27 protein-coding genes are annotated in these 23,552 nt (G+C 51.5%); 7 read left to right on the forward strand and 20 right to left on the reverse strand.

Translation table 11 applies throughout. The features are described 5' to 3' along the window. Positions 1 to 12: 12 nt before the first annotated feature. Complete coding sequence (locus KXD89_RS03055; RefSeq protein WP_000633576.1) at positions 13 to 714, reverse strand: pirin family protein; 702 nt, start codon at positions 712 to 714, stop codon at positions 13 to 15. 104 nt (positions 715 to 818) lie between these two features. Between KXD89_RS03055 and yhaJ the strand changes: the two genes are divergently transcribed. Beyond that, positions 819 to 1,715, forward strand: coding sequence for a DNA-binding transcriptional regulator YhaJ (gene yhaJ, locus KXD89_RS03060; protein WP_001041009.1), 897 nt, complete (start codon positions 819 to 821; stop codon positions 1,713 to 1,715). Positions 1,716 to 1,765: 50 nt separating this feature from the next. On the opposite strand, the gene KXD89_RS03065 is transcribed toward yhaJ, so the two are convergent. The 13 genes from KXD89_RS03065 to exuT form a co-directional block, all read right to left on the reverse strand. Then, positions 1,766 to 2,122 (reverse strand): DUF805 domain-containing protein, encoded by a 357-nt coding sequence (locus KXD89_RS03065; protein WP_001198807.1) that lies wholly within the window; start codon positions 2,120 to 2,122, stop codon positions 1,766 to 1,768. 241 nt (positions 2,123 to 2,363) lie between these two features. Next, entirely contained in the window at positions 2,364 to 2,729 is a 366-nt protein-coding gene (locus KXD89_RS03070) for a DUF805 domain-containing protein (RefSeq protein WP_000384145.1), read from the reverse strand. A 293-nt stretch (positions 2,730 to 3,022) separates the two neighbouring features. After that, positions 3,023 to 4,009, reverse strand: a complete 987-nt coding sequence (gene yqjG / locus KXD89_RS03075; protein ID WP_000531213.1) for a glutathionyl-hydroquinone reductase YqjG — start codon at positions 4,007 to 4,009, stop codon at positions 3,023 to 3,025. 69 nt (positions 4,010 to 4,078) lie between these two features. Further along, complete coding sequence (locus tag KXD89_RS03080) at positions 4,079 to 4,471, reverse strand: DoxX family protein (protein ID WP_000732240.1); 393 nt, start codon at positions 4,469 to 4,471, stop codon at positions 4,079 to 4,081. Positions 4,472 to 4,656: 185 nt separating this feature from the next. Further along, complete coding sequence (locus KXD89_RS03085; RefSeq protein WP_000096091.1) at positions 4,657 to 4,956, reverse strand: YqjK-like family protein; 300 nt, start codon at positions 4,954 to 4,956, stop codon at positions 4,657 to 4,659. Further along, positions 4,946 to 5,350, reverse strand: coding sequence for a phage holin family protein (locus KXD89_RS03090; RefSeq protein ID WP_000785722.1), 405 nt, complete (start codon positions 5,348 to 5,350; stop codon positions 4,946 to 4,948). Before KXD89_RS03090 ends, KXD89_RS03085 begins: the two co-directional genes overlap by 11 nt. Before the next feature lie 2 nt (positions 5,351 to 5,352). Beyond that, positions 5,353 to 5,658: a YqjD family protein gene (locus tag KXD89_RS03095; RefSeq protein ID WP_000031415.1), complete on the reverse strand. Its 306-nt coding sequence runs from the start codon at positions 5,656 to 5,658 to the stop codon at positions 5,353 to 5,355. A 37-nt stretch (positions 5,659 to 5,695) separates the two neighbouring features. After that, entirely contained in the window at positions 5,696 to 6,064 is a 369-nt protein-coding gene (yqjC, locus tag KXD89_RS03100; protein WP_001295543.1) for a DUF1090 family protein YqjC, read from the reverse strand. A 146-nt stretch (positions 6,065 to 6,210) separates the two neighbouring features. Next, on the reverse strand, positions 6,211 to 6,594 hold the full coding sequence (gene mzrA / locus KXD89_RS03105; protein WP_001166760.1) for an EnvZ/OmpR regulon moderator MzrA: 384 nt from the start codon (positions 6,592 to 6,594) through the stop codon (positions 6,211 to 6,213). 3 nt (positions 6,595 to 6,597) lie between these two features. Next, positions 6,598 to 7,260 (reverse strand): DedA family general envelope maintenance protein YqjA, encoded by a 663-nt coding sequence (gene yqjA, locus KXD89_RS03110; RefSeq protein WP_216685322.1) that lies wholly within the window; start codon positions 7,258 to 7,260, stop codon positions 6,598 to 6,600. 21 nt (positions 7,261 to 7,281) lie between these two features. Further along, positions 7,282 to 7,365: a protein YqiM gene (yqiM, locus tag KXD89_RS03115; RefSeq protein ID WP_211180508.1), complete on the reverse strand. Its 84-nt coding sequence runs from the start codon at positions 7,363 to 7,365 to the stop codon at positions 7,282 to 7,284. 239 nt (positions 7,366 to 7,604) lie between these two features. After that, entirely contained in the window at positions 7,605 to 8,381 is a 777-nt protein-coding gene (gene exuR, locus KXD89_RS03120; protein WP_000406488.1) for a transcriptional regulator ExuR, read from the reverse strand. 129 nt (positions 8,382 to 8,510) lie between these two features. Then, the gene (gene exuT / locus KXD89_RS03125) at positions 8,511 to 9,809 is read right to left on the reverse strand and encodes a hexuronate transporter ExuT (RefSeq protein ID WP_001226465.1); all 1,299 of its coding nucleotides are present in this window, start codon (positions 9,807 to 9,809) and stop codon (positions 8,511 to 8,513) included. 482 nt (positions 9,810 to 10,291) lie between these two features. On the opposite strand from exuT, the gene uxaC reads away from it, so the two are divergent. From uxaC to KXD89_RS03140, 3 genes are all read left to right on the forward strand, one after another. After that, a complete protein-coding gene (gene uxaC / locus KXD89_RS03130) occupies positions 10,292 to 11,704 on the forward strand; it encodes a glucuronate isomerase (protein ID WP_000187442.1) in 1,413 nt (470 codons plus the stop codon). Positions 11,705 to 11,718: 14 nt separating this feature from the next. Further along, the gene (gene uxaA, locus KXD89_RS03135; RefSeq protein ID WP_001199390.1) at positions 11,719 to 13,206 is read left to right on the forward strand and encodes an altronate dehydratase; all 1,488 of its coding nucleotides are present in this window, start codon (positions 11,719 to 11,721) and stop codon (positions 13,204 to 13,206) included. Between the two features lie 82 nt (positions 13,207 to 13,288). Next, positions 13,289 to 13,840, forward strand: a complete 552-nt coding sequence (locus KXD89_RS03140) for a YgjV family protein (protein ID WP_000128135.1) — start codon at positions 13,289 to 13,291, stop codon at positions 13,838 to 13,840. A gap of 4 nt (positions 13,841 to 13,844) precedes the next feature. Here the strand turns inward: KXD89_RS03140 and sstT are convergent, their stop codons facing one another. The 5 genes from sstT to KXD89_RS03165 all read right to left on the reverse strand — a co-directional run bounded on the left by sstT (position 13,845) and on the right by KXD89_RS03165 (position 19,073). Further along, positions 13,845 to 15,089, reverse strand: a complete 1,245-nt coding sequence (gene sstT, locus KXD89_RS03145) for a serine/threonine transporter SstT (protein WP_000211655.1) — start codon at positions 15,087 to 15,089, stop codon at positions 13,845 to 13,847. A gap of 398 nt (positions 15,090 to 15,487) precedes the next feature. Continuing rightward, entirely contained in the window at positions 15,488 to 16,453 is a 966-nt protein-coding gene (gene alx / locus KXD89_RS03150; protein ID WP_001098806.1) for a TerC family membrane protein Alx, read from the reverse strand. A gap of 282 nt (positions 16,454 to 16,735) precedes the next feature. Next, the gene (locus KXD89_RS03155) at positions 16,736 to 17,722 is read right to left on the reverse strand and encodes a Gfo/Idh/MocA family protein (protein ID WP_000617698.1); all 987 of its coding nucleotides are present in this window, start codon (positions 17,720 to 17,722) and stop codon (positions 16,736 to 16,738) included. Positions 17,723 to 17,800: 78 nt separating this feature from the next. Further along, the gene (locus tag KXD89_RS03160; RefSeq protein WP_000942548.1) at positions 17,801 to 18,493 is read right to left on the reverse strand and encodes a vancomycin high temperature exclusion protein; all 693 of its coding nucleotides are present in this window, start codon (positions 18,491 to 18,493) and stop codon (positions 17,801 to 17,803) included. Between the two features lie 76 nt (positions 18,494 to 18,569). Further along, positions 18,570 to 19,073, reverse strand: a complete 504-nt coding sequence (locus tag KXD89_RS03165) for a M48 family metallopeptidase (RefSeq protein WP_001333820.1) — start codon at positions 19,071 to 19,073, stop codon at positions 18,570 to 18,572. 84 nt (positions 19,074 to 19,157) lie between these two features. Between KXD89_RS03165 and rlmG the strand changes: the two genes are divergently transcribed. From rlmG to higA, 3 genes are all read left to right on the forward strand, one after another. Next, on the forward strand, positions 19,158 to 20,294 hold the full coding sequence (rlmG, locus tag KXD89_RS03170) for a 23S rRNA (guanine(1835)-N(2))-methyltransferase RlmG (protein WP_000018695.1): 1,137 nt from the start codon (positions 19,158 to 19,160) through the stop codon (positions 20,292 to 20,294). Positions 20,295 to 20,577: 283 nt separating this feature from the next. Beyond that, the gene (higB, locus tag KXD89_RS03175; protein WP_000550189.1) at positions 20,578 to 20,892 is read left to right on the forward strand and encodes a type II toxin-antitoxin system toxin HigB; all 315 of its coding nucleotides are present in this window, start codon (positions 20,578 to 20,580) and stop codon (positions 20,890 to 20,892) included. Next, positions 20,889 to 21,305 carry a type II toxin-antitoxin system antitoxin HigA gene (gene higA, locus KXD89_RS03180; RefSeq protein ID WP_000560266.1) on the forward strand — a complete coding sequence of 139 codons (417 nt, stop codon included), beginning with the start codon at positions 20,889 to 20,891 and terminating at the stop codon, positions 21,303 to 21,305. The genes higB and higA overlap by 4 nt, the downstream gene beginning before the upstream one ends. Before the next feature lie 44 nt (positions 21,306 to 21,349). Here the strand turns inward: higA and fadH are convergent, their stop codons facing one another. Continuing rightward, positions 21,350 to 23,368, reverse strand: coding sequence for an NADPH-dependent 2,4-dienoyl-CoA reductase (gene fadH / locus KXD89_RS03185; protein ID WP_000121433.1), 2,019 nt, complete (start codon positions 23,366 to 23,368; stop codon positions 21,350 to 21,352). Positions 23,369 to 23,552 lie beyond the last annotated feature (184 nt).

The following is a 23,552-nucleotide window of genomic DNA, read 5'->3' on the forward strand; positions in this document are numbered from 1 at the left end:
CTGTAAAAACAACTAGACAGGCAAATCTATCAGCAAAGCGCGCAGTGGGGAATCGGCAACCAGCGTAATGTTAGCCTCGTCACGAATAAACGCCCCATCACCGCAGGTCAGCGCCGCTTTCTCTTCATGATGCGTAAGCGCATGAAATTTCCCGTGAATCGATTGCAAATACGCGCGTGGCCCATGCAACTGGAAATTCGCACTTTCGCCTTTGTCGAGCACGATATGGTGCAGCCACACTTGCTGGCGTAATTGCAGGCTTCCCATCGCACCCTCTGGCGAGGCGATTAATTGCTGCTTGCCCATATTAAGCGCCAGCTTTTGAATCAGCGGATTCTCTCGCTGCGGGCAGGCGTCCAGCCAAAGCTGCATTCGCGTTAACGGTTTGTCTTTGCTGAGATTGTGTTCGCTATAGCTGACACCCGGCTGGGTAGAGAGCAGCAACGCCTCTCCGGCGCTGGCCTGAACATGATTGCCTTCGCTATCGCGATACTCTGCTTCTCCATCCAGAATCACATTTAAAATATCGACTTTGGGATAGGTTCGCGGCTGAAAGGCGGCACCTGGGGCCAGCACTTCCTGGTTAAGCACACGCAGGGAGGCATAGCCTAACAATTTCGGGTCGAAGTAGTGTCCAAAGGAAAAAGTATACCGGGCCTGCAACCATCCGTAGTCTGCTTGTCCACACTGCCTGGCAGTTCGGGTAGTAATCATAATTCTTGACCTCTCTTTACTTCCTTTTATGGTAAGGGGCTGGACGCTACATTGTTAGCCAGATATTCTGCCCGGTATGTTCAAATTTCCTGAATGAGAACGAAATGGCCAAAGAAAGGGCATTAACGCTGGAAGCACTACGGGTTATGGATGCGATCGATCGCCGGGGCAGTTTTGCGGCGGCGGCGGATGAGCTGGGACGCGTGCCTTCCGCACTTAGCTACACCATGCAAAAACTGGAAGAAGAGCTGGATGTGGTGCTGTTTGACCGCTCGGGCCATCGTACCAAATTCACCAATGTCGGGAGGATGTTGTTGGAGCGAGGGCGCGTTTTGCTGGAAGCCGCAGATAAACTGACTACTGATGCGGAAGCTCTCGCGCGCGGTTGGGAAACGCATCTCACCATTGTGACCGAAGCGCTGGTACCGACACCTGCCTTTTTCCCGTTAATCGACAAACTGGCGGCAAAAGCCAATACCCAACTGGCAATCATCACAGAAGTGCTGGCGGGGGCGTGGGAACGGCTGGAGCAGGGGCGGGCGGATATTGTTATCGCGCCGGATATGCATTTTCGTTCCTCGTCGGAGATCAACTCGCGCAAGCTCTATACGTTAATGAACGTCTACGTTGCCGCGCCTGATCACCCGATTCATCAGGAGCCGGAACCGTTATCTGAAGTGACGCGTGTGAAATATCGTGGAATTGCGGTGGCGGATACCGCTCGTGAGCGCCCGGTGTTGACCGTACAGCTGCTGGACAAACAGCCGCGCTTAACGGTGAGCACGATTGAAGATAAACGTCAGGCATTACTGGCGGGGCTTGGCGTGGCGACGATGCCGTATCCTATGGTCGAAAAAGATATTGCGGAAGGGCGGTTGCGTGTCGTCAGCCCGGAATCGACCAGCGAGATCGATATTATTATGGCCTGGCGTCGTGACAGTATGGGGGAAGCGAAATCCTGGTGTCTGCGGGAAATTCCCAAACTTTTTAACGGAAAATAATATTTATTATTGTTAATAAAAAGGGGCGAAATATCGCCCCAATTCTAAGATTAATTTGAACCAAACTTCGGATCGTTTCCGTAACGATTGCTGCCAGAAGTACCTTCTGTGCAGAAAAAAACCAGAAGCACGAGCCAGCCAATAAACGGAACAAAAAAGAGCAAGGCCCAGGCACCTGAACGGTCGGTATCGTGTAAGCGACGGATAGCAAGCGCAAGGACGGGAAGGAAGGTTGCCAGCAAATAAAGCATAGACAGATATGGAAGCTCCAGACCTAAAATCAATTGAATGACATTGATAATAGCGCCGACGATGGCGTTAATCAGAGTAAACATCCAGTACTCTTTACGACGTGCGCGACCAGAGAAACCAACATAATTTTTTAATACGGACAAATACCACTGCATAAAAACATCCCTTTAATTAAAAGTGACGAAAGTCTATTCCGGGTATTGTGTAAATGCTATTCGTATCTTTCTTTTTCGGATGTTATAAAGGTTTTGATATTTAAGATAAATACATGGTTATTTTTTATAGGTAATTTATATAACGACATTGAAATATTTTAAATAAACATTAGTAAATTATTCATTCATCAACATAATGATAAAAGCCGGATGAGTCAGACATCCGGCGAGCAGATTTGTTTTAAGGTTCCAGTTTTGGATCTGGTCCAAAGCGGTTTTCGCCTGGCGTACCCGCCTGGCAGTTAAAGACGATGATAATAAGCCAGCCGATAAACGGGATTAAGAATAGCAGTGCCCACCACGCCGAGCGGTCGGTGTCGTGCAGGCGGCGGAACTGAACCGCCCACCACGGTAAAAACACCAGAATACCGTAGATTGTCGTCAGGATGCCTTCGCCACCAGCGCGTTGCCAGCCTAACATTTTATCCAGCAGCCCCAGCACGAACGTAAAGATGATGTTGACCAGAATAAACATCCAGTACTCTTTGCGCCGCGCACGACCCCGGAAACCGACATAATTTTTTAGTACTTTCAGATACCAGTCCATTTTTGCCTCAATTTTGCTCAATCACTTGTTTTTAAAGCAGCAAATTAAGAATAGACGTGAATGAAATGGCAGTAAATATTCGTTCAAGGAATTAATAAAGTGCCGTGAAGGCGCGCTAAGACTGATGACAAGCGCAAAATCGCCAGATGCGCTACGCTTATCTGGTCTGCGCGGGTTATGCAATCTATTGAATGTACAATGTTTTGTATGTCAGATAAGGCGTTCATGCCACATCCGACATGAACAACATGCACTTAGCTAATTATCAGAGGCACCTCGTAAGGTGCCTTTTTTTAACCGAAGCGAACATCTCGTCCATGCGGTTCATCGAGATCCTGCCACGGACCAATTGAAATAATCCCCGTAGGGTTGATGGTCTTATGGCTGCGGAAGTAATGATTACGGATATGATCGAAATTGACTGTTTCGGCGATCCCCGGCATCTGGTAGATATCGCGCAGAAAACCGTACAGATTCAGGTAATCGCTGATGCGGTGCTTATCACACTTGAAGTGGGTCACATACACCGGATCAAAACGCACCAGCGTAGTCCACAGGCGAATATCGGCTTCGGTTAGCTGGTTGCCGGTCAGGTAACGATGCTGGCCTAAAATCTGCTCCAGTCGTGCCAGCGATTCAAACACTTTCGCCACCGCCTCGTCGTAAGCTTCCTGGCTGGTGGCAAAACCAGCTTTATACACGCCGTTGTTAACGGTGTCATAAATCCAGCCGTTAAGTTCGTCAATTTTTGTTTGCAGGGCTGGAGGGTAGTAATCACCCGCTTTCGCGCCCAGCGCATCAAACGCGGTATTGAACATGCGGATGATTTCTGCTGATTCGTTGCTGACGATGGTGTGGTTCTTTTTGTCCCACAGCACGGGAACAGTAACTCGTCCGCTGTAGTGTGGATCGGCGTGGAGATAAAGCTGATACAGAAATTCATTTTGATAGAGCGTGTCTCCGGTTGCTCCCGGAAAACTGTCATCAAAGGTCCAACCGTTTTCCAGCATCAGCGGGTTCACTACGGAAACGGAAATAAACGGTTCCAGTCCTTTGAGTTTGCGCATGATCAGCGTGCGGTGCGCCCACGGGCAGGCGAGTGAAACATAGAGATGATAACGATCTTTCTCTGCGATAAAACCGCCTGTGCCAGTGGGGCCAGGAGCGCCATCGGCAGTGAGCCAGTTACGAAATGCGGAAGCTGAACGTTGAAATTTACCGCCGGTAGATTTGGTATCGTACCAGGTGTCATGCCAGACGCCGTCAATCAGTTGACCCATTTTTCTCTCCTCCAATAGCAAAAACGAGGAGCTTCCTCCTCGTTTTTTATCGTTAAGTATAGCGCGTGCTTACCACTTTTTATTCAGCAGGCGGTCGATGCTATACGCGCCCGGACCGGTAATTGCCAGCAGCAGGAATCCGCCAGAAATTGTCAGGTTTTTCATGAACATCAGCGAGTTGACGCCTTCAGCAAAGTTGCTGTGAAATAAAAATGCCGTCAGCAGCGTAAAGCCCGCAGTAAACAGGGCTGTGGTGCGAGTCAGGAAACCGAACAGGATTGCCAGACCACCACCAAACTCAAGCAGAATCACCAGTGGCAGCATAAAACCCGGGACGCCCATTGCTTCCATATATTGTTGGGTACCCGCGTAGCCAGTAATTTTTCCCCAGCCAGCGGTAATAAACAGAATCGGCATTAAAATGCGCGCTACCAGTACACCAACATCTTCTAATTTTTTCATCATACTCTCCACTGCGCCACTCAGGCTGCTGATTGTTTTTTTGTGCAATGGCGCGGTATTAGCGTCGTTGCTGTCGATGGAGAGAATCATAAACGTGGTGAATGATGATTGTTAGCAAGGAAAACTGTCAAAAATCTTCAAAAAATTTGAGGGATAAGGCCGGAATGGCTCCGGCCAGAGGGAAGTTAACCGCGAAGCTGTTGCTGCTTGAGGGTCGTTTTAACCAGACGCCAGGCGCTCCATACGCCAAAACCGCGTCTGGCCCAGCGGACCAGCATATTAGGATGGCGAATCGTCCAGATCGCCATCACGCTACTGCCAACCAGCGCCCAGGAGCGCAGACTTAGCAGCATATTCCAGCGACGATCGTAAGCGCCTGTTGTCTCCAGCCATTCACGACGACTGGCGGAAAGATCCAGCCGTTGTTGCTGGATCTGGCTAAGCAGTTGCGCCTTACGTCGTTCACGTTCGACTTTACTGCTCACGGGACTCCTCCTCGAGCAGCTGCCGATCGTTTGCTAACTCATGGCGTGTATGGCGCAGCAACGTAGACTTACGCGATTTACGTAGCGTCCAGATACCGCCAATCAGTGCCAGTAGCAGCAACACCACGGTGGTGGCAATCATCGCATTCAGGCGATATTGCGGGTCAACCGCCCAAATAATTAGCACCATCAGGCTCATAAGACCAAATGCAGCGAAAAGCATCGTCAGGCCCAGCATCAGTAAAAGTTGAAAGAGATTCGCTTTTTCCTCTTCCAGCTCCACCACCGCCAGCCGCAGACGTGTCTCTACCATTTCAACCATGATAGAAACAATTCGCTGCCCGATGCCCAGAACGCTTTTACCGGGCCCTTGTGCGTGATGAGTGTCCGCCATAATTAACGACGCGACAGCAGAACGCCGAGCACTACACCGATTGCAGCGCCAATGCCCACGCCCGTCCACGGATTTTCGCGCACATACTCATCGGCACGCGCCGCCGCGACACGGGTTTGTTTGGCAATGGCATCACCGGTTTCACCCAGGCGATAACGGCTCTGTTTCAGTGCCTGCTCCGCTTTGCTACGAATCTTACTCAACTCTTCTTTCGACTTCTCGCCAGATGAGCTAAGCACCTCTTCCAGCGTATCGGAAAGGGATTTCAACTCAGCACGCAGATGTTCCGTAGTGTGTTCTTTCGACATAGTTTTCTCCAGGTGAGTAAGTAGTGACTATTGTGAGTTAGTAGTCGCGCGCTTCCAGCTTTTTCAGCTCTTCCTGCGCTTCTGCCAGTTTCCGTTCGCGTTTGGCAATCTTATCGGCATCGCCTTTTTGCTTCGCCTCGGCTAAATCTTGCTGGCGTTCCGCCACCTCATCTTTCTGCTTTGCGATTTTCTTCTGATGATCGGCACGCAGCTGGCTATCTGAACAGTTGGCCCGGACTTCACTCAGGGCTTTATTCAGACCGTCAATACGATTCTGGTTTTGGTGTTTTTCGGCATAGCTGATCTCCTTAAGGATATTTTGCTCCTTTTCCTGACACAGGGTAGTGGCATAACTACCGGCACTAAGAGCAAAGAGAGAAACAGCTAAAGCGATGCGGTATTTCATTCTTGAACCTTCCATTGTGATTCGGACCTATTACAAAGGAACGATTGTCCAGACAACGAAGCGGTAGTGTTAACCACCGCCTCATTAATCATAGACAGTTACGGTGAAATCACCAAAGTGAGTGATATGTTTCGGATAACAGGAAGTTATCCGAAGCGATGAGAGTTATCCCGTAACCGGGTCAGCCACTGCATAGCCTGACTGTTATTGTCCTGCTGCGCAATGATGTAGCCATGGGGCAATGTTCTGTCGAGGACCGCTTTTGCGGCGGCGCTCTGGTCGCTGGAGTCAAATGTAATTAACAGAGTGTCGTTTTTGGGGGTGATACTTTTGAAAGGAATGCCATGAGCGTCAAGGTGATGCCAGATTGAAAAACCGTCTGGCATCGTTGTGCCTTGATGAACGGCACGAATCGCCAGCGTAGACTCTTGCTGGCGAACCGCGGACCAGGCCAGCAACAGCGTGCCGACCAGAAGTAAAACAGCGCCGGACCAGGCTAGCTGGCGAAGCGACATGCGAGGTATTTGCATCCCTTACCCCCGATTTCCATATTTCTTTTTCCATAACACGACCAGAGAACCTGCCAGGACAAACACCAGCAGCACCACCGGGAGCAGCATCAGGCATGACATCAGCTGGTCCTCGTACTTTAAAAATACCGGCGTTTTGCCGAGCATGTAACCCAGAGTTGTCAGGATCAATACCCACAGCAGACCGCTCATCCAGTTGAAAAACTGAAAGCGCGCGTTATTCAGCCCTGATAACCCGGCAATCGTCGGCAGCAGTGTTCTGACAAACGCAATAAAGCGACCAATTAACAGCGCCGATAAACCGTGTTTATGAAAAAGATGGTGTGCGCGTTGATGATAATGCGCGGGTAAATGAGATAGCCAGTTTTGTACGGTGCGGGTATTGCCCAGCCATCGCCCCTGAATATAGCTGACCCAGCAGCCGAGGCTGGCGGCAACGGTCAGCAGCAGAATCGTTTGCGGATAGCCCATCGCGCCTTTCGCAATCAACACGCCGACCAATACCAGTAAACTGTCGCCCGGTAAAAAGGCCGCCGGAAGCAAGCCGTTTTCAAGGAACAAAATTACAAACAAGACAAAATACAACATGCCAATCATCGATGGATTGGCCAGGGTTTCAAAATCCTGCGCCCACAGGGCTTGCAGCAATTGGGTCAAAAGTTCCATTCATTATTCCTGGTGAATCGGTTAACGCCACGCTGGTTTTAAAAGATGCACTACCGCAATGTTATTGCTGTTTTGGTATGTTCTGCGGGTTTGATACATCAACACAGCCTGAACTATTCCCTGTTAAATCGTGAGATAAGAAAGCATTCAAAAACATAAATTCAAATTGAATCTAATTGTAACAAAGGTCAACGTTGTTCGTTATCAAAATTACATGTCCGTGGAGTCTGATTTTGCTGAATGCAGGGGAGGGTGGCGAGAGGATTTACACAGGCTGACACTTTATACTTTTCGCTTACCGACGAGACAAACAGGCGCATTGCAGCGCCTGTCGGACAGGAATTTCATTTACTGCCGCTGGTGGCTGTATCGAGATGCACCACCGGGTTTTCGGCGAATAGATAGCGGTCGGCATTGAACTCGAAGTCGTCGCTGGTTTCGTTAAATAACATGATCTTGGTGTTTTCCAGATGCTGCCACATTGCCAGCTTAGCAGCATGAGGATCTTTGCGAATCAGCGCCTTGAGGATTTGATCGTGGTCATCACACCAGTTATCGACGGTACGGGAATCAATGTGTTCGTGCAGTTTTTTCCAGTACGGGTTATGACTACGCTGGGTCCACATTTTTTCCACGATAGCCGCCAGGGCGGAGTTCTGCGTCGCCAGAGCGACCTGAATGTGGAACTGCAAATCCCACTCGGAATCACGGAAGCATTGTTCGCCGCGCGCCTGTTCCTGAATGGCCATCAGTTTCATGATGTCCTGTTTCGTTACCTGAGTTGCCGCGAATTCGGCAATATTACTTTCGATGAGCTGGCGAGCCTGAAGCAACTCAAACGGACCGTAATTGGCGAATTCCATATTATTGTCAGCCGCCTGCTGATGGCGCGGCTGGTTGGAAACCACATGAATACCTGAACCTTTACGCACTTCGACATAGCCTTCAACTTCCAGCATGATGATGGCTTCACGAACTACCGTACGGCTGACGTTCTTTTCATCGGCAATAAAGCGTTCTGCAGGCAGTTTATCACCCACCAGATAGACGCCCTGTTCGATGCGCTCTTTCAGGTCAGCGGCAAGTTGTTGATACAAACGGCGTGGTTCAGTGATTTCCATATGCGCTCCAGGCATGATACGGCAGACTATATTTGTTATACCACTTTTGCGAGTTTAGCTCTACTCGCAGTGATGAAAAAGCCGCCTGAGAAGGCGGCTTTGAAGGGAAACTAAAACTTACACGAAACGTTAATGTTGCGGTGCGGGATCGTTATGTGTTTCCTGCGCCACCTCAATCGCCGGTTTGTTCTGCAACACGGTCCAGATAACCAGCGCACCTAACAGGTCGAACACTGCCAGAACTGCGAACAGCGGGCTGAAGCCGATGGTGTCAGCCAGTGCACCGACAACCAGCGCAAACAGCGTACTTGCCAGCCATGCGGACATCCCGGTTAAACCGTTTGCCGTTGCCACTTCGTTACGACCAAACACATCGGAAGAGAGCGTAATCAGCGCGCCAGACAGTGCCTGGTGGGCAAAACCACCGATACACAGCAGCATAATTGCGACATACGGGTTGGTGAACAGGCCGATCATACCCGGGCCAATCATCAGCACTGCACCCAGCGTTACGACCATCTTACGGGAAACGATCAGGTTCACACCAAACCAACGCTGGAACAGCGGCGGCAGGTAACCACCGAGGATACAACCGAGGTCAGCAAACAGCATCGGCATCCAGGCGAACATCGCGATCTCTTTCAGGTTAAAGCCGTAAACTTTAAACATGAACAGCGGGATCCACGCGTTAAAAGTACCCCAGGCCGGTTCTGCCAGGAAACGCGGCAGCGCGATACCCCAGAACTGACGGTTACGCAGGATCTGACCAACGGACATTTTCTTCGCCGTGCTCACCTGGTGCTGGGCTTCCTGACCATTAATAATATAGTCGCGTTCTTCATCGGTCAGATGCTTCTGGTCGCGCGGATGTTTATAGAAAATCAGCCATGCCATCGCCCAGATAAAGCTCAATGCACCGGAGATGATAAATGCCATCTGCCAGCTGTGCATTACGATTGCCCATACCACCAGCGGCGGCGCAATCATCGCACCAATCGAAGAACCTACGTTAAAGTAGCCTACTGCGATGGAACGCTCTTTCGCCGGGAACCATTCGGAGCTGGCTTTCAGACCCGCCGGGATCATCGCTGCTTCCGCGGCACCGACCGCACCACGAGCAACAGCCAGGCCACCCCAGCTACCTGCCAGCGCGGTTGCACCACAGAACACGGCCCACAGCACAGCAAACATTGCATAACCGATTTTCGTACCCAGCACATCCAGTACATAACCTGCTACCGGTTGCATGACCGTATAAGCAGCAGAATAGGCTGCGATGATATAGGAATACTGTTGGGTGGAGATGTTTAACTCTTCCATCAGAGTTGGCGCAGCTGCCGCCACAGTGTTACGCGTCAGGTAACCAAGCACGGTGCCGAGCGTCACCAGTGCGATCATATACCAACGTAACCCTTTAATTTTACGCATGTAAAACCTCATCGTTTTGTTATATCCGCAGGAAGCGCGGCCATCATCCCGCCAGAGGCTGAAGATGTTAGTTACGACCGGGTAACCGAAAAAAAACCGGCACGCCCCGAACGTTGCCATGAAAGTTTCGTGCTAATTCGGCTTCCGTACCGGTTAACCCGATTCATCTAACAAATGAATGAATCGGCAATTTGCATTCCGTCGACTTATGATTTGCGACGGCAGAAAGATAACTTGTCATACAACTTTAAAAGGTGAGAGCCATCACAAATGTGGGAATATTTGTAGGGACATTACCTGACGACAGCAAGGCCAGTACTGGCGCGGCCTGCAGCGAGATTTACCACTTTGAGAGTAATTTTTTTAACTACGTTTATTGATCTAACTCACGAAAATATCTTCGGACTCTGGAAATTGGTGTGATAACTTTGTCAGCATCGCACCATAAGCAAGCTAGCTCACTCGTTGAGAGGAAGACGAAAATGACTCCGTTTATGACTGAAGATTTCCTGTTAGATACCGAATTTGCCCGCCGTCTGTATCACGACTACGCAAAAGACCAGCCGATTTTCGATTACCATTGCCATTTGCCGCCGCAGCAGATTGCGGAAGACTATCGTTTTAAAAACCTGTATGACATCTGGCTGAAAGGCGATCACTACAAATGGCGCGCTATGCGTACCAACGGTGTGGCCGAGCGTCTGTGTACCGGTGATGCGTCTGACCGTGAAAAATTTGACGCCTGGGCGGCGACTGTTCCGCACACTATCGGCAACCCGTTATACCACTGGACGCACCTCGAACTGCGCCGTCCGTTTGGTATCACTGGCAAATTGCTTTCTCCGTCAACTGCCGATGAAATCTGGAACGAATGTAACGAACTGCTGGCGCAGGATAACTTCTCCGCGCGCGGCATCATGCAGCAGATGAACGTGAAAATGGTCGGCACCACCGATGACCCGATCGATTCTCTGGAGCATCACGCAGAGATCGCCAAAGACGGCTCTTTCACCATCAAAGTGCTGCCGAGCTGGCGTCCGGACAAAGCCTTCAACATCGAACAGGCGACCTTTAACGACTACATGGCGAAGCTGGGCGAAGTTTCCGATACCGACATTCGCCGCTTTGCTGACCTGCAAACTGCCCTGACCAAACGTCTGGATCACTTCGCCGCTCACGGCTGTAAAGTGTCTGACCACGCGCTGGATGTGGTGATGTTTGCTGAAGCGAACGAAGCGGAACTGGACAGCATTCTGGCGCGCCGTCTGGCTGGCGAAACCCTGAGCGAGCACGAAGTGGCGCAGTTCAAAACTGCGGTACTGGTGTTCCTTGGTGCCGAATATGCACGTCGCGGCTGGGTACAGCAGTACCACATTGGCGCGCTGCGTAATAACAACCTGCGTCAGTTCAAACTGCTGGGGCCGGATGTAGGCTTTGACTCCATCAACGACCGTCCGATGGCGGAAGAGCTGTCTAAGTTGCTGAGCAAGCAGAATGAAGAAAACCTGCTGCCGAAAACCATTCTGTACTGCCTGAACCCGCGCGATAACGAAGTGCTGGGCACCATGATCGGTAACTTCCAGGGCGAAGGTATGCCGGGCAAAATGCAGTTCGGTTCCGGCTGGTGGTTTAACGATCAGAAAGACGGTATGGAACGTCAGATGACCCAACTGGCGCAGCTCGGTCTGCTGAGCCGCTTTGTCGGTATGCTGACTGACAGCCGTAGCTTCCTGTCATACACCCGTCACGAATACTTCCGCCGCATTCTGTGCCAGATGATCGGTCGCTGGGTGGAAGCGGGCGAAGCACCGGCGGACATCAACCTGCTGGGCGAGATGGTGAAAAATATTTGCTTTAACAATGCGCGTGACTACTTCGCCATTGAACTGAACTAAGGTCTGGGGTTGATATGCAATACATCAAGATCCATGCGCTGGATAACGTCGCGGTCGCTTTAGCAGATTTGGCTGAAGGCACAGAAGTCAGTGTCGATAACCAGACTGTTACGCTGCGCCAGGATGTTGCTCGTGGACATAAATTTGCGTTAACGGATATCGCAAAAGGGGCCAATGTCATCAAATATGGCCTGCCGATTGGTTATGCATTGGCGGATATTGCGGCAGGTGTTCACGTTCACGCCCACAATACGCGCACGAATCTGAGCGATCTGGATCAGTATCGCTATCAACCTGATTTTCAGGATCTGCCTGCGCAAGCGGCAGATCGTGAAGTGCAGATCTATCGTCGCGCTAACGGCGATGTCGGGGTGCGTAATGAGCTGTGGATCCTGCCAACCGTGGGCTGTGTCAACGGCATCGCGCGGCAGATCCAGAACCGTTTTCTGAAAGAGACCAACAACGCCGAAGGTACTGACGGCGTGTTCCTCTTCAGCCACACCTACGGCTGCTCACAGCTGGGCGACGATCACATTAATACCCGCACCATGCTGCAAAACATGGTGCGCCACCCGAACGCAGGCGCAGTGCTGGTGATTGGTCTGGGCTGTGAAAACAACCAGGTTGCCGCATTCCGTGAAACGCTGGGCGATATCGATCCTGAACGCGTTCATTTCATGATCTGCCAACAGCAGGATGATGAGATCGAAGCCGGAATCGAGCATTTGCATCAGCTGTATAACGTGATGCGCAACGATAAACGCGAGCCAGGCAAACTCAGCGAACTGAAGTTTGGTCTGGAGTGCGGTGGTTCTGACGGTCTTTCTGGTATTACTGCTAACCCGATGCTGGGGCGTTTCTCTGACTACGTGATTGCTAACGGCGGTACTACCGTACTGACCGAAGTGCCGGAGATGTTTGGCGCAGAGCAGTTGCTGATGGACCATTGCCGCGACGAAGCAACGTTTGAAAAACTGGTCACCATGGTCAACGACTTCAAACAGTACTTTATTGCCCATGATCAGCCGATCTATGAAAACCCATCGCCGGGGAACAAAGCGGGCGGTATCACCACGCTGGAAGACAAATCACTTGGCTGTACCCAGAAAGCGGGTTCCAGCGTCGTGGTTGACGTGCTGCGTTACGGCGAGCGTCTGAAAACGCCAGGGCTGAACTTGTTAAGTGCGCCGGGTAACGATGCCGTAGCGACCAGCGCCCTGGCGGGTGCGGGCTGCCATATGGTGCTGTTCAGTACTGGTCGTGGCACGCCGTATGGTGGATTTGTGCCGACGGTGAAAATCGCCACCAACAGTGAACTGGCGGCGAAGAAAAAACACTGGATCGACTTTGACGCGGGTCAGTTGATCCACGGTAAAGCGATGCCGCAGTTGCTGGAAGAATTTATCGACACCATCGTTGAGTTTGCCAACGGTAAGCAAACCTGTAACGAGCGTAACGACTTCCGCGAACTGGCGATCTTCAAAAGCGGCGTAACGCTATAAAGTCGAAATGAGTTGTTAATAAAAAACGGCGTTTCATAATGTGAAGCGCCGTTTGCTTTTCCATACCTGCTAAGGATTTATCATGACCGCGTATTGGCTGGCCCAGGGCGTGGGTGTCATCGCCTTTCTGATTGGTATCACAACATTTTTCAATCGTGACGAACGTCGCTTCAAAAAGCAGCTTTCGGTCTATAGCGCCGTTATTGGCGTACATTTTTTTCTTCTGGGCACCTATCCCGCTGGTGCCAGTGCCATCCTTAATGCCATTCGTACATTGATTACCTTACGCACGCGCAGCTTATGGGTAATGGCGATTTTTATTGTGCTGACTGGCGGAATTGGCCTCGCGAAGTTCCATCATCCTGTCGAACTATTGCCGGTTATCGGCACGATTGTCAGTACCTGGGCGCTATTCTGCTGTAAAGGGCTGACCATGCGCTGCGTAATGTGGTTTTCAACGTGTTGCTGGGTGATTCACAACTTCTGGGCGGGGTCGATAGGCGGCACGATGATTGAGGGTAGTTTTCTGCTTATGAATGGCCTGAATATCATTCGTTTCTGGCGGATGCAGAAAAGGGGAATTGATCCGTTTAAAGTTGAGAAAACCCCTTCCGCCGTAGACGAAAGGGGTTAAACAATTAATTACGCAGGGCGCTATTTGCCAGACGATCGTCTTCTGCCTGGCAAGCTGCCGCAGTGAACAGCACGTCAGTTGAAGAGTTCAGCGCGGTTTCGCAAGAGTCCTGCAATACGCCGATGATAAAGCCGACGGCAACCACCTGCATGGCGATATCGTTCGAAATACCGAACATATTACAGGCCAGTGGGATCAGCAGCAGAGACCCCCCCGCCACGCCGGATGCGCCACAGGCACACAGAGAAGCCACCACGCTCAACAGCAGCGCCGTGGGCAGATCGACCGGAATACCCAGCGTATTAACCGCAGCCAGCGTCAACACGGTAATAGTGATTGCTGCGCCCGCCATATTGATGGTGGCTCCCAGCGGAATAGAAACGGAATAGGTATCGCGATCCAGATTCAGCTTTTCACACAGCGCCATATTCACCGGAATGTTCGCTGCAGAGCTGCGGGTGAAGAAGGCATACACACCGCTTTCGCGCAGGCACAGCAGCACCAGCGGGAACGGGTTACGACGAATTTTCCACCACACCAGCAATGGGTTAACCACCAGCGCCACCAGTAACATACAGCCAACCAGCACGACCAGCAGTTGCGCGTAGCCCCACAGTGTGGAGAAACCGGTGGTTGCCAGGGTAGAAGAAACCAGCCCAAAAATACCAATCGGTGCGAAGCGAATGACCAGTTTCACCATAAAGGTAACGGCATTCGACATATCGTTAACCAGGTTTTTGGTGGTCTCGTTACCGTGACGCAGTGCGAAGCCGAGGCCGATCGCCCACACCAGAATCCCGATGTAGTTACCTTTCAGCAGCGCGTCGATGGGGTTGGAAACCATGCTCATTACCAGCCCGCGCATCACTTCGACAATGCCTGACGGCGGCGAAATATCACCCGCGCTACTGGATAAATGCAGGGTAGAAGGGAAGGCAAAGCTGAAGACTACTGCGGCCAGAGCAGCAGAGAAGGTGCCCAGTAGATAGAGGAACAAAATAGGGCGGATATTGGTTTTCTGCCCGTGCTGGTGGTTAGCAATAGATGCCATCACCAGCATCAACACCAGGATGGGGGCAACGGCTTTCAGTGCGCCGACGAACAAAGTACCTAACAGACCAACAGCTTCCGCCGCGGGTTTTGAGATCCATGCCAGAAGAATCCCCAGAACAAGGCCGACCAGGATTTGTTTTACCAGGCTGCCATGAGCCAGACGCCGGAATAGCCCCGGTGAACGTTGCGTAGTCATTTTTCGATCCTTTCATTGTGTTGTCGCACATCCCTGGTGCGTTCTGTCGACGCATCTTTCAGGATGTAACAAAGTGTTTGCAAGGTCGAGTATAAGGAAAGTTACAGCTTCGGGAAGCGAAAAATGCTGGATTTTAAAGAGAGGTCATATTTTGAAACTTAATGGTTACATTTCTTTGACATAAAAATAAAGCCAACGTGCGGCTTCCAGACTGATGACAACATCAAAAAAGGACTCGGTCAGTCCCCTCGCCCCGTTTGGGGAGAGGGTTAGGGTGAGGGGAACAGGCCAGCATCGGTGCGAAAAATTACCCTCACCCCGACCCTCTCCCTGGAAGGGAGAGGGAGAAAACGGTGCTCATGTTAATGACAGGGTACACGGCTTAGGCAGATTAAAAATTATCCACCCCGCTGCTTATCATGCCGATAATTCACCCAGGCGTTGATAATAAACGTCATCACCAGAATGCCAAACACCACGCCCAGCGAGACGGCGATTGGAATATGGTAGAAGTCGACAATCAGCATCTTGATACCGATAAACACCAGAATCACCGCCAGGCCATATTTGAGCATCGAGAAACGCTCTGCTACGCCCGCCAGCAGGAAATACATCGCACGCAGGCCGAGGATCGCAAACAGGTTTGAGGTCAGCACAATGAACGGGTCAGTGGTCACGGCGAAGATAGCCGGAATGCTATCCACGGCGAAAATCACGTCGCTCAATTCCACCAGAATCAGTACCAGCATCAGCGGTGTGGCGTACAGCAATCCATTCTTACGCACAAAGAAATGCTCGTTGTCGATGGTGTCGGTCATGCGCAAATGACCGCGTAGCCAGCGCACCAGCGGCTTGTCGCCAATGCCTGATTCATCTTCATGGGCGAGCGCCATCTTCACGCCGGTAAACAGCAGGAAGGCACCGAAGATATACAGGATCCAGTCGAACTGCGAAATTAGCCAGCTGCCAGTGAAGATCATGATGGTACGCAGAACAATCGCCCCGAGCACGCCATACACCAGCACGCGGCGTTGTAATGCCGCCGGAACAGAGAAATAGCTGAACAACATCAGCCAGACAAAGACGTTATCGACCGCCAGCGATTTCTCAATCAGATAACCTGTGAGAAAGGCCAGTGCCTGTGGATCGGCAACGGCGCGACCTTCGGTTTGCACCAGATACCACCAGAAAGCGGCGTTAAACAGTAACGACAGCGTCACCCAGACCAGCGACCAGGCCGCAGCCTGTTTCATGGTCATGGCATGTGCCCCACGACGCCCCTGCAACAACAGGTCGATAGCCAGCATAATGGCGACAACAACAGCGAATCCGCCCCATAGCAACGGCGTGCCGACAGTATTCATAGAAGTTCCTTACACATAAAAAAACGGCCAACGTCGGAAGACGTCAGCCGCTGCTTTTTATGCATAGACCTCGCCTTCCGGCAAGGTCTCACTTACAACAAAAAAGGAATACGTCTGCGTATTCCTTTCGGGTTGCCCGGTGACCGGATGTGTTTTTTCACACATCGTAATGACGATCGACCGGCAATGAAGTTACTCCCCTTTGCAGGTAACAAAGTATGACAGACCATTCAGCCAGTCAATGGTCTGTTACATACCTTTTACACTGTTTTACTTTGGCAATTATAGTTTTACGCTATCTGCCGGAAAAATCACCCCAGTCTGGCGGCGGATCTCGGTCAGCAGTTTGGCGGTGATGCGACTGACCGCCAGCCCTGGATGATCCACCAGATGCTCATCCACCAGGGTAGCGAACAGCTCTGCTTCGTAGAGCATGGTATTAATATGCTGCGGCTGGGTGAGATCCTGCATTTGGCTGCCACGCGGCACGAAGCACACTTTCTGGCATTCAGACAGTTTTTCAATCACCAGCGATCCTGCTTCGCCCTGAATCTCGCTCGCCAGGACAGAATCACTGACTTTTGAGTGCTGCAAGGTGACGCTGAAATCACCGTAATCCATCACCACCACGCCCTGGGCGTCAACGCCGCTTGCCAGCAAACTGGCGGTTGCCTGCACGCTTTTCGGCTCACCAAATAACGCCACCGCCGACGCCAGACAGTAAAAACCGATATCCATAATTGAACCGTTAGAGAATGCCGGATTAAAGGTGTTGGGATTCTCACCATCCAGGTAACGTTGATACCGCGAGGAATACTGGCAATAGTTGAAAAAGACTTTCCGCAGTTTGCCGACTTTCGGCAGCGCCTGGCGCAACAAATGAAAGTTCGGCAGGCAGGCGGTTTTAAATGCCTCAAACAGCACCACCTGATTTTCCCGCGCACAGGCAATGGCGGCATCCACTTCCGCCAGATTCGACGCCAGCGGTTTCTCGCAAATCACATTAATTTTATGGCTAAGGAAAAGTTGTGTCTGGGAAAAATGCAGGGAATTCGGGCTGGCAATATACACCGCGTCAATGGCATCGCTTTCCGCCATCGCTTCCAGCGAGGTAAACAGATGCTCGACAGAAAAATCATTGGCGAAGTGCTGGGCCTGTTCAAGGCTGCGGGAATATACGGCGGTTAACTTGTATTTACCGCTCTCATGGGCGGCCTCGACGAACTGGCGAGTGATCCAGTTCGTACCAATCACAGCGAAACGTATCATAACGCGTGGATACTCCATAAAGGGATTCTGTCGTCAATGTAGCACGCCTTTTTCATCTTCGACGTGCGCAGATACGCATTATTTCTGCGCCGGACAGCCATGCTCACTAAACGGCCCAATCATGACCGAAGGCCCGAGATATTTCGGCTGGCGATGGAGGATTTTGGCGTCAATCACGGCGCTGACACGAGCGAGTTTCTCCCGCAGTTGAGTATAAAAACCGTGCTTCATATTGAGGTCTGGCGCGTTAAAACCGATAGCGTCGATGCCGTACTGTTTTGCCAGCCAGATGGCGCGTTGATTATGAAATTCTTGCGAGATAATGGTGATATGGTTTTCACCAAAAACCTTTTTGGCACGCACTACCGAATCCAGCGTTGAGAATCCGGCATAGTCGCAGAAGATCACTTTTGCTGGTACGCCTTTAGCGATCAAAGCCTGCTGCATACCTGATGCTTCATCGTAATTTTTACGTCCGTTATCGCCACTTACCAGCAGCCATTTCACTTTTCCGGCGTGGTACAACGCTGCTGCGGTATCAATACGTCGGGTAAAGTAGCGATTACCCGGCCTCGCCCCCAGCAATAAACCCACGTTACGCGCCGGAACGGCGTTGACATCGCTCCAGGTCAGCTGTTTGCTGGCGTTGACCATTACGCGATCGGCGATAAGGATGGTCGCTCCTGCCACAAGTAACAGTAAGCAGGCAATCTTTAGAGTCCGGCGAGAAAAACAAATACGGAGAAGAAGGCGGGCAAATGCGCGCAGCATGGTCGTTATCCTTAACGAAAGGGGGGAGGTCGATTTTAGGCGCTAAAGAAAGAAAAGATAACGCCTGACATCATTTTCAGATTTTGTTCTGCCCAAGCGACAACTGCGTTAGCCACAGTCGGGTGTCGAACTCAAGCTGGTGGTACTGGGGTTCCATATGACAACACAACTGGTAAAACGCTTTGTTATGCTCTTTCTCCTTCAGGTGCGCCAGCTCGTGCACCACGATCATGCGCAAAAACGGTTCCGGCGCGTTGCGAAACACGGTAGCGACGCGGATCTCCACCTTTGCTTTCAGCTTGCCGCCCTGCACACGAGAAACAGCGGTATGTAACCCGAGCGCGTTTTTTAGCACATGGATCTTATTGTCATACATCACTTTATTGATCGGCGGGGCATTACGCAGAAACTGATTTTTCAGATCCTGAGTATATTGCCAGAGGGCTTTATCGGTGGCGTAGTCGTGTGTTCCCGGATAGCGTTTTGCCAGCACATCGCCCAGACGCTGTTCGTTAATCAGTGTTCGCACCTGGGAAAGTAGCTGCTCGGGATAACCCTGAAGATAAGTAAGATTGCTCATAACCGCCCACGAAAAAGAGAAAAAGGGTATACTCACGCACCCTTTTCAGGGGCAATGTCGAAATTTTATCATTCAGGAGGGCCGATGAGCCACTTAGACAACGGTTTCCGTTCACTGACACTACAACGTTTTCCGGCGACGGATGACGTTAACCCGCTACAGGCGTGGGAAGCGGCGGATGAATATTTGCTGCAACAGTTGGACGACACAGAAATCCGCGGCCCGGTGTTGATCCTGAATGATGCCTTTGGTGCGTTAAGCTGCGCACTGGCGGAACATAAGCCGTACAGCATTGGCGACTCATACATCAGTGAACTGGCGACGCGCGAGAATTTACGCCTCAACGGGATTGATGAGTCGAGCGTGAAGTTTCTCGACAGCACCGCCGACTACCCGCAACAGCCGGGTGTGGTGCTGATCAAAGTGCCGAAAACACTGGCATTGCTGGAACAGCAACTGCGTGCGCTGCGCAAAGTGGTCACGTCGGATACACGTATTATTGCCGGTGCCAAGGCCCGTGACATTCACACTTCCACGCTGGAACTGTTCGAAAAAGTGCTCGGCCCAACCACCACCACGCTGGCATGGAAAAAAGCGCGCCTGATTAATTGCACTTTCAATGAACCGCAGCTGGCCGATGCGCCGCAGACCGTTAGCTGGAAGCTGGAAGGTACTGACTGGACTATCCACAACCATGCGAATGTCTTCTCCCGCACCGGGCTTGATATCGGCGCGCGCTTCTTTATGCAACATCTGCCAGAGAATCTCGAAGGGGAGATTGTCGATCTCGGTTGCGGTAATGGCGTTATTGGTCTGACGCTGCTTGATAAAAACCCGCAGGCGAAAGTGGTGTTTGTCGATGAATCGCCGATGGCGGTTGCTTCCAGCCGTTTGAACGTTGAAACCAACATGCCAGAGGCGTTGGATCGCTGCGAGTTTATGATCAACAACGCGCTCTCCGGCGTGGAGCCTTTCCGCTTTAATGCTGTGCTCTGCAACCCGCCGTTTCACCAACAACATGCGCTGACCGATAACGTCGCCTGGGAGATGTTCCACCACGCCCGCCGCTGCCTGAAAATCAACGGCGAGCTGTATATCGTTGCCAACCGTCACCTGGATTACTTCCATAAACTGAAGAAGATTTTCGGCAACTGCACCACTATTGCGACGAATAATAAATTTGTGGTACTGAAAGCGGTGAAGCTGGGACGTCGTCGGTAAGATTGGGAGTTACCTGCCGGATGCGGCGTAAACGCCTTATCCGGCCTACGTTCAGCACGTTACTCCAGGCCGGATAAGACGCGGCAAGCGTCGCATCCGGCAATGTCTGCCCAGTTCTGGAATCGCGCTTCCATAAAACAAAAAATCCCTGTCACCATCGTCTACATTCTCTTGTTTAGCGTTTTTCTACGTTTATTCTTCCGTCACACAGATAAATTCATCCGTTGCCAATCTGGCAACGGATGTTATCATATTGCCAATTTGTCAACGGACGTGATGAAGAATGCACCTGATAACTCAAAAAGCATTGAAAGATGCTGCGGAAAAATACCCGCAACATAAAACGGAGTTGGTGGCTCTGGGGAACACGATTGCTAAGGGATATTTCAAAAAACCTGAGTCATTAAAAGCAGTATTCCCATCTCTGGATAACTTCAAATATCTGGATAAGCATTATGTTTTCAATGTTGGGGGCAATGAATTACGTGTTGTAGCAATGGTCTTTTTTGAATCGCAAAAGTGCTACATACGTGAAGTTATGACGCATAAAGAATACGATTTCTTTACCGCTGTTCATCGTACTAAGGGGAAAAAATGATTGCGATTGCCGACATCTTGCAAGCAGGAGAAAAGCTAACTGCTGTGGCACCTTTTCTGGCGGGTATTCAGAACGAGGAACAATACACCCAGGCGCTGGAACTGGTAGATCATCTGCTGCTCAACGATCCTGAAAACCCCTTGCTGGATCTGGTGTGTGCCAAAATAACCGCGTGGGAAGAATCAGCGCCCGAATTTGCGGAATTTAATGCCATGGCTCAAGCCATGCCTGGCGGTATAGCCGTGATTCGTACCCTTATGGATCAATATGGTTTAACCCTTTCCGATCTGCCGGAAATTGGCAGTAAATCTATGGTGTCACGCGTTTTGAGCGGGAAGAGGAAATTAACGCTGGAACACGCTAAAAAATTGGCAACGCGATTCGGCATTTCTCCCGCCTTGTTTATTGATTAACGCGACGTGCCGGATGCGTTGCATCCGGCGCTTCAAATAACGATTTAAATCTCCAGCGCCAGCCGTGTTCCCTGGGCAATTGCCCGTCGTGCGTCCAGCTCCATAGCCACATCGCAGCCGCCAATTAAATGCACCGTTTTCCCGCTATCAATCAGCGGTTGCGCCAGCGCGCGGTTTGGCTCTTGCCCTGCGCAGATCACCACATTGTCCACTGCTAATACCTGCGTTTCGCCGTTGATCACCACATGCAGCCCGTCATCGTCAATCTTCTGATAACTTACGCCTGGGATCATTTTCACACCCCGCGAGAGCAGGGTGGTGCGATGGATCCAGCCGGTGGTTTTGCCTAACCCCTGTCCTGGTTTGCTGGCTTTGCGCTGGAGCATCACAATCTGCCGTGGGCTACGGGGGATCTGCATTCCCTGCGGGCTTAAGCCACCAGCCTGTTGTAGGCTACTGTCGATCCCCCATTCATTACAGAACCCGGCGATATTCTGGCTGGTGGATTCGCCCGGCTGACTTAAATACATCGCCGTATCAAAACCAATCCCGCCACAACCGATGATGGCAACTTTGTTGCCAACCGGCGCTTTGTCGCGCAGTACATCGAGATAACTCAATACCTTCGGATGATCGATCCCGTCGATGGGCGGAGTGCGCGGCACGATCCCACTGGCGAGGATCGTTTCATCGAAAGCCTGTAACTGATCCGCCGTCACGGTGTGATTGAGTTTTAGCGTCACGCCCGTCACTTCGATCATCCGGCGGTAATAGCGCAGCGTTTCGTAAAACTCCTCTTTGCCGGGGATCTGTTTGGCGATATTAAACTGCCCGCCAATCTCGCTATGAGCGTCAAACAATGTTACCTGATGCCCACGCGCCGCCGCGTTAATGGCAAACGCCAGCCCAGCAGGTCCCGCACCGACCACCGCCAGATTTTTTTTCTGCACGGCGGGAAGGATTGGCATTTTGGTTTCGTGGCAGGCGCGAGGATTCACCAGGCACGAGGTGACTTTGCCAACGAAGATTTGATCGAGACAGGCCTGATTGCAGCCAATACAAGTGTTGATCTCATCGGCTCGTCCCGATTGCGCTTTTGACAGCAGCTCCGCATCAGCAAGAAACGGTCGCGCCATCGATACCATATCGGCATCGCCGCGCGAGAGAATATCGTCGGCAACCTGCGGATCGTTAATCCGGTTGGTGGTTACCAGCGGCAGCGAGACGTGGCCTTTCAGTTTGCGCGTGACCCAGCTAAATGCGCCGCGCGGCACGGGCGTGGCAATGGTCGGAATACGTGCTTCATGCCAGCCAATGCCGGTGTTGATAATGGTCGCGCCCGCCGCTTCAATGGCCTGCGCCAGCTCTACCGTTTCGGCAAAAGTCCCGCCGTCTTCGACCAGGTCGAGCATCGACAGTCGGTAGATAATAATGAAGTCGTTGCCGACGCGTTCGCGCACCGCACGCACTACTTCTACGGCAAATCGCATCCGGTTGCGGTAATCGCCGCCCCACTGGTCACTACGCTGATTGGTGCGCAGCGTCAGAAATTCGTTGATCAAATACCCTTCGGAACCCATCACCTCTACACCGTCGTATCCTGCCTCCCGCGCCAGTTGCGCGCAGCGGGCGAAATTGTCGATCAGTTGCAGGATCTCTTCATGGCTTAACTCATGGGGCACGAAACGGTTGATGGGGGCCTGCAATGCGGACGGGGCGACCAGATGCGGTTGGTAGCTGTAGCGCCCGGTATGCAAAATTTGCAGGGCTATTTTGCCGCCTTCCTGATGTACCGCTTCGGTAATGGTGCGATGGTGTGGGATCTGGCTGGCGTCGTTGAGCATTGCGCCACCTTCCATGCCAACGCCTGTTAAATCTGGTGCAATGCCGCCGCTGACAATCAGCGCCACGCCGTGACGGGCGCGTTCGGCATAAAACGCTGCCAGCCGCTCGGCACCGTCCGGGTATTCCTCCAGCCCGGTGTGCATTGAGCCCATCAACACGCGGTTTTTTAACGTGGTAAAACCTAAATCCAGCGGGGCGAACAGCGACGGGTAGCTCATAAAATTGTCCAGTATGTAAAATAATTGTTATGTGGTCGGATGAGTTCTAATTTAGCCGTCGCCGGAGAAAAGGGAAAAGGGGAGTGCGGGGTTTGTGATGGGATTCAAAAAGAATACGCCCGGTGATAACGCCGGATGCGACGCTTGTCGCGTTTTATCCAGGTTACGGAATTGCACATGTAGG

It is taken from the genome of Escherichia sp. TC-EC600-tetX4 (assembly GCF_019356055.1).
Taxonomy (GTDB): Bacteria; Pseudomonadota; Gammaproteobacteria; order Enterobacterales; family Enterobacteriaceae.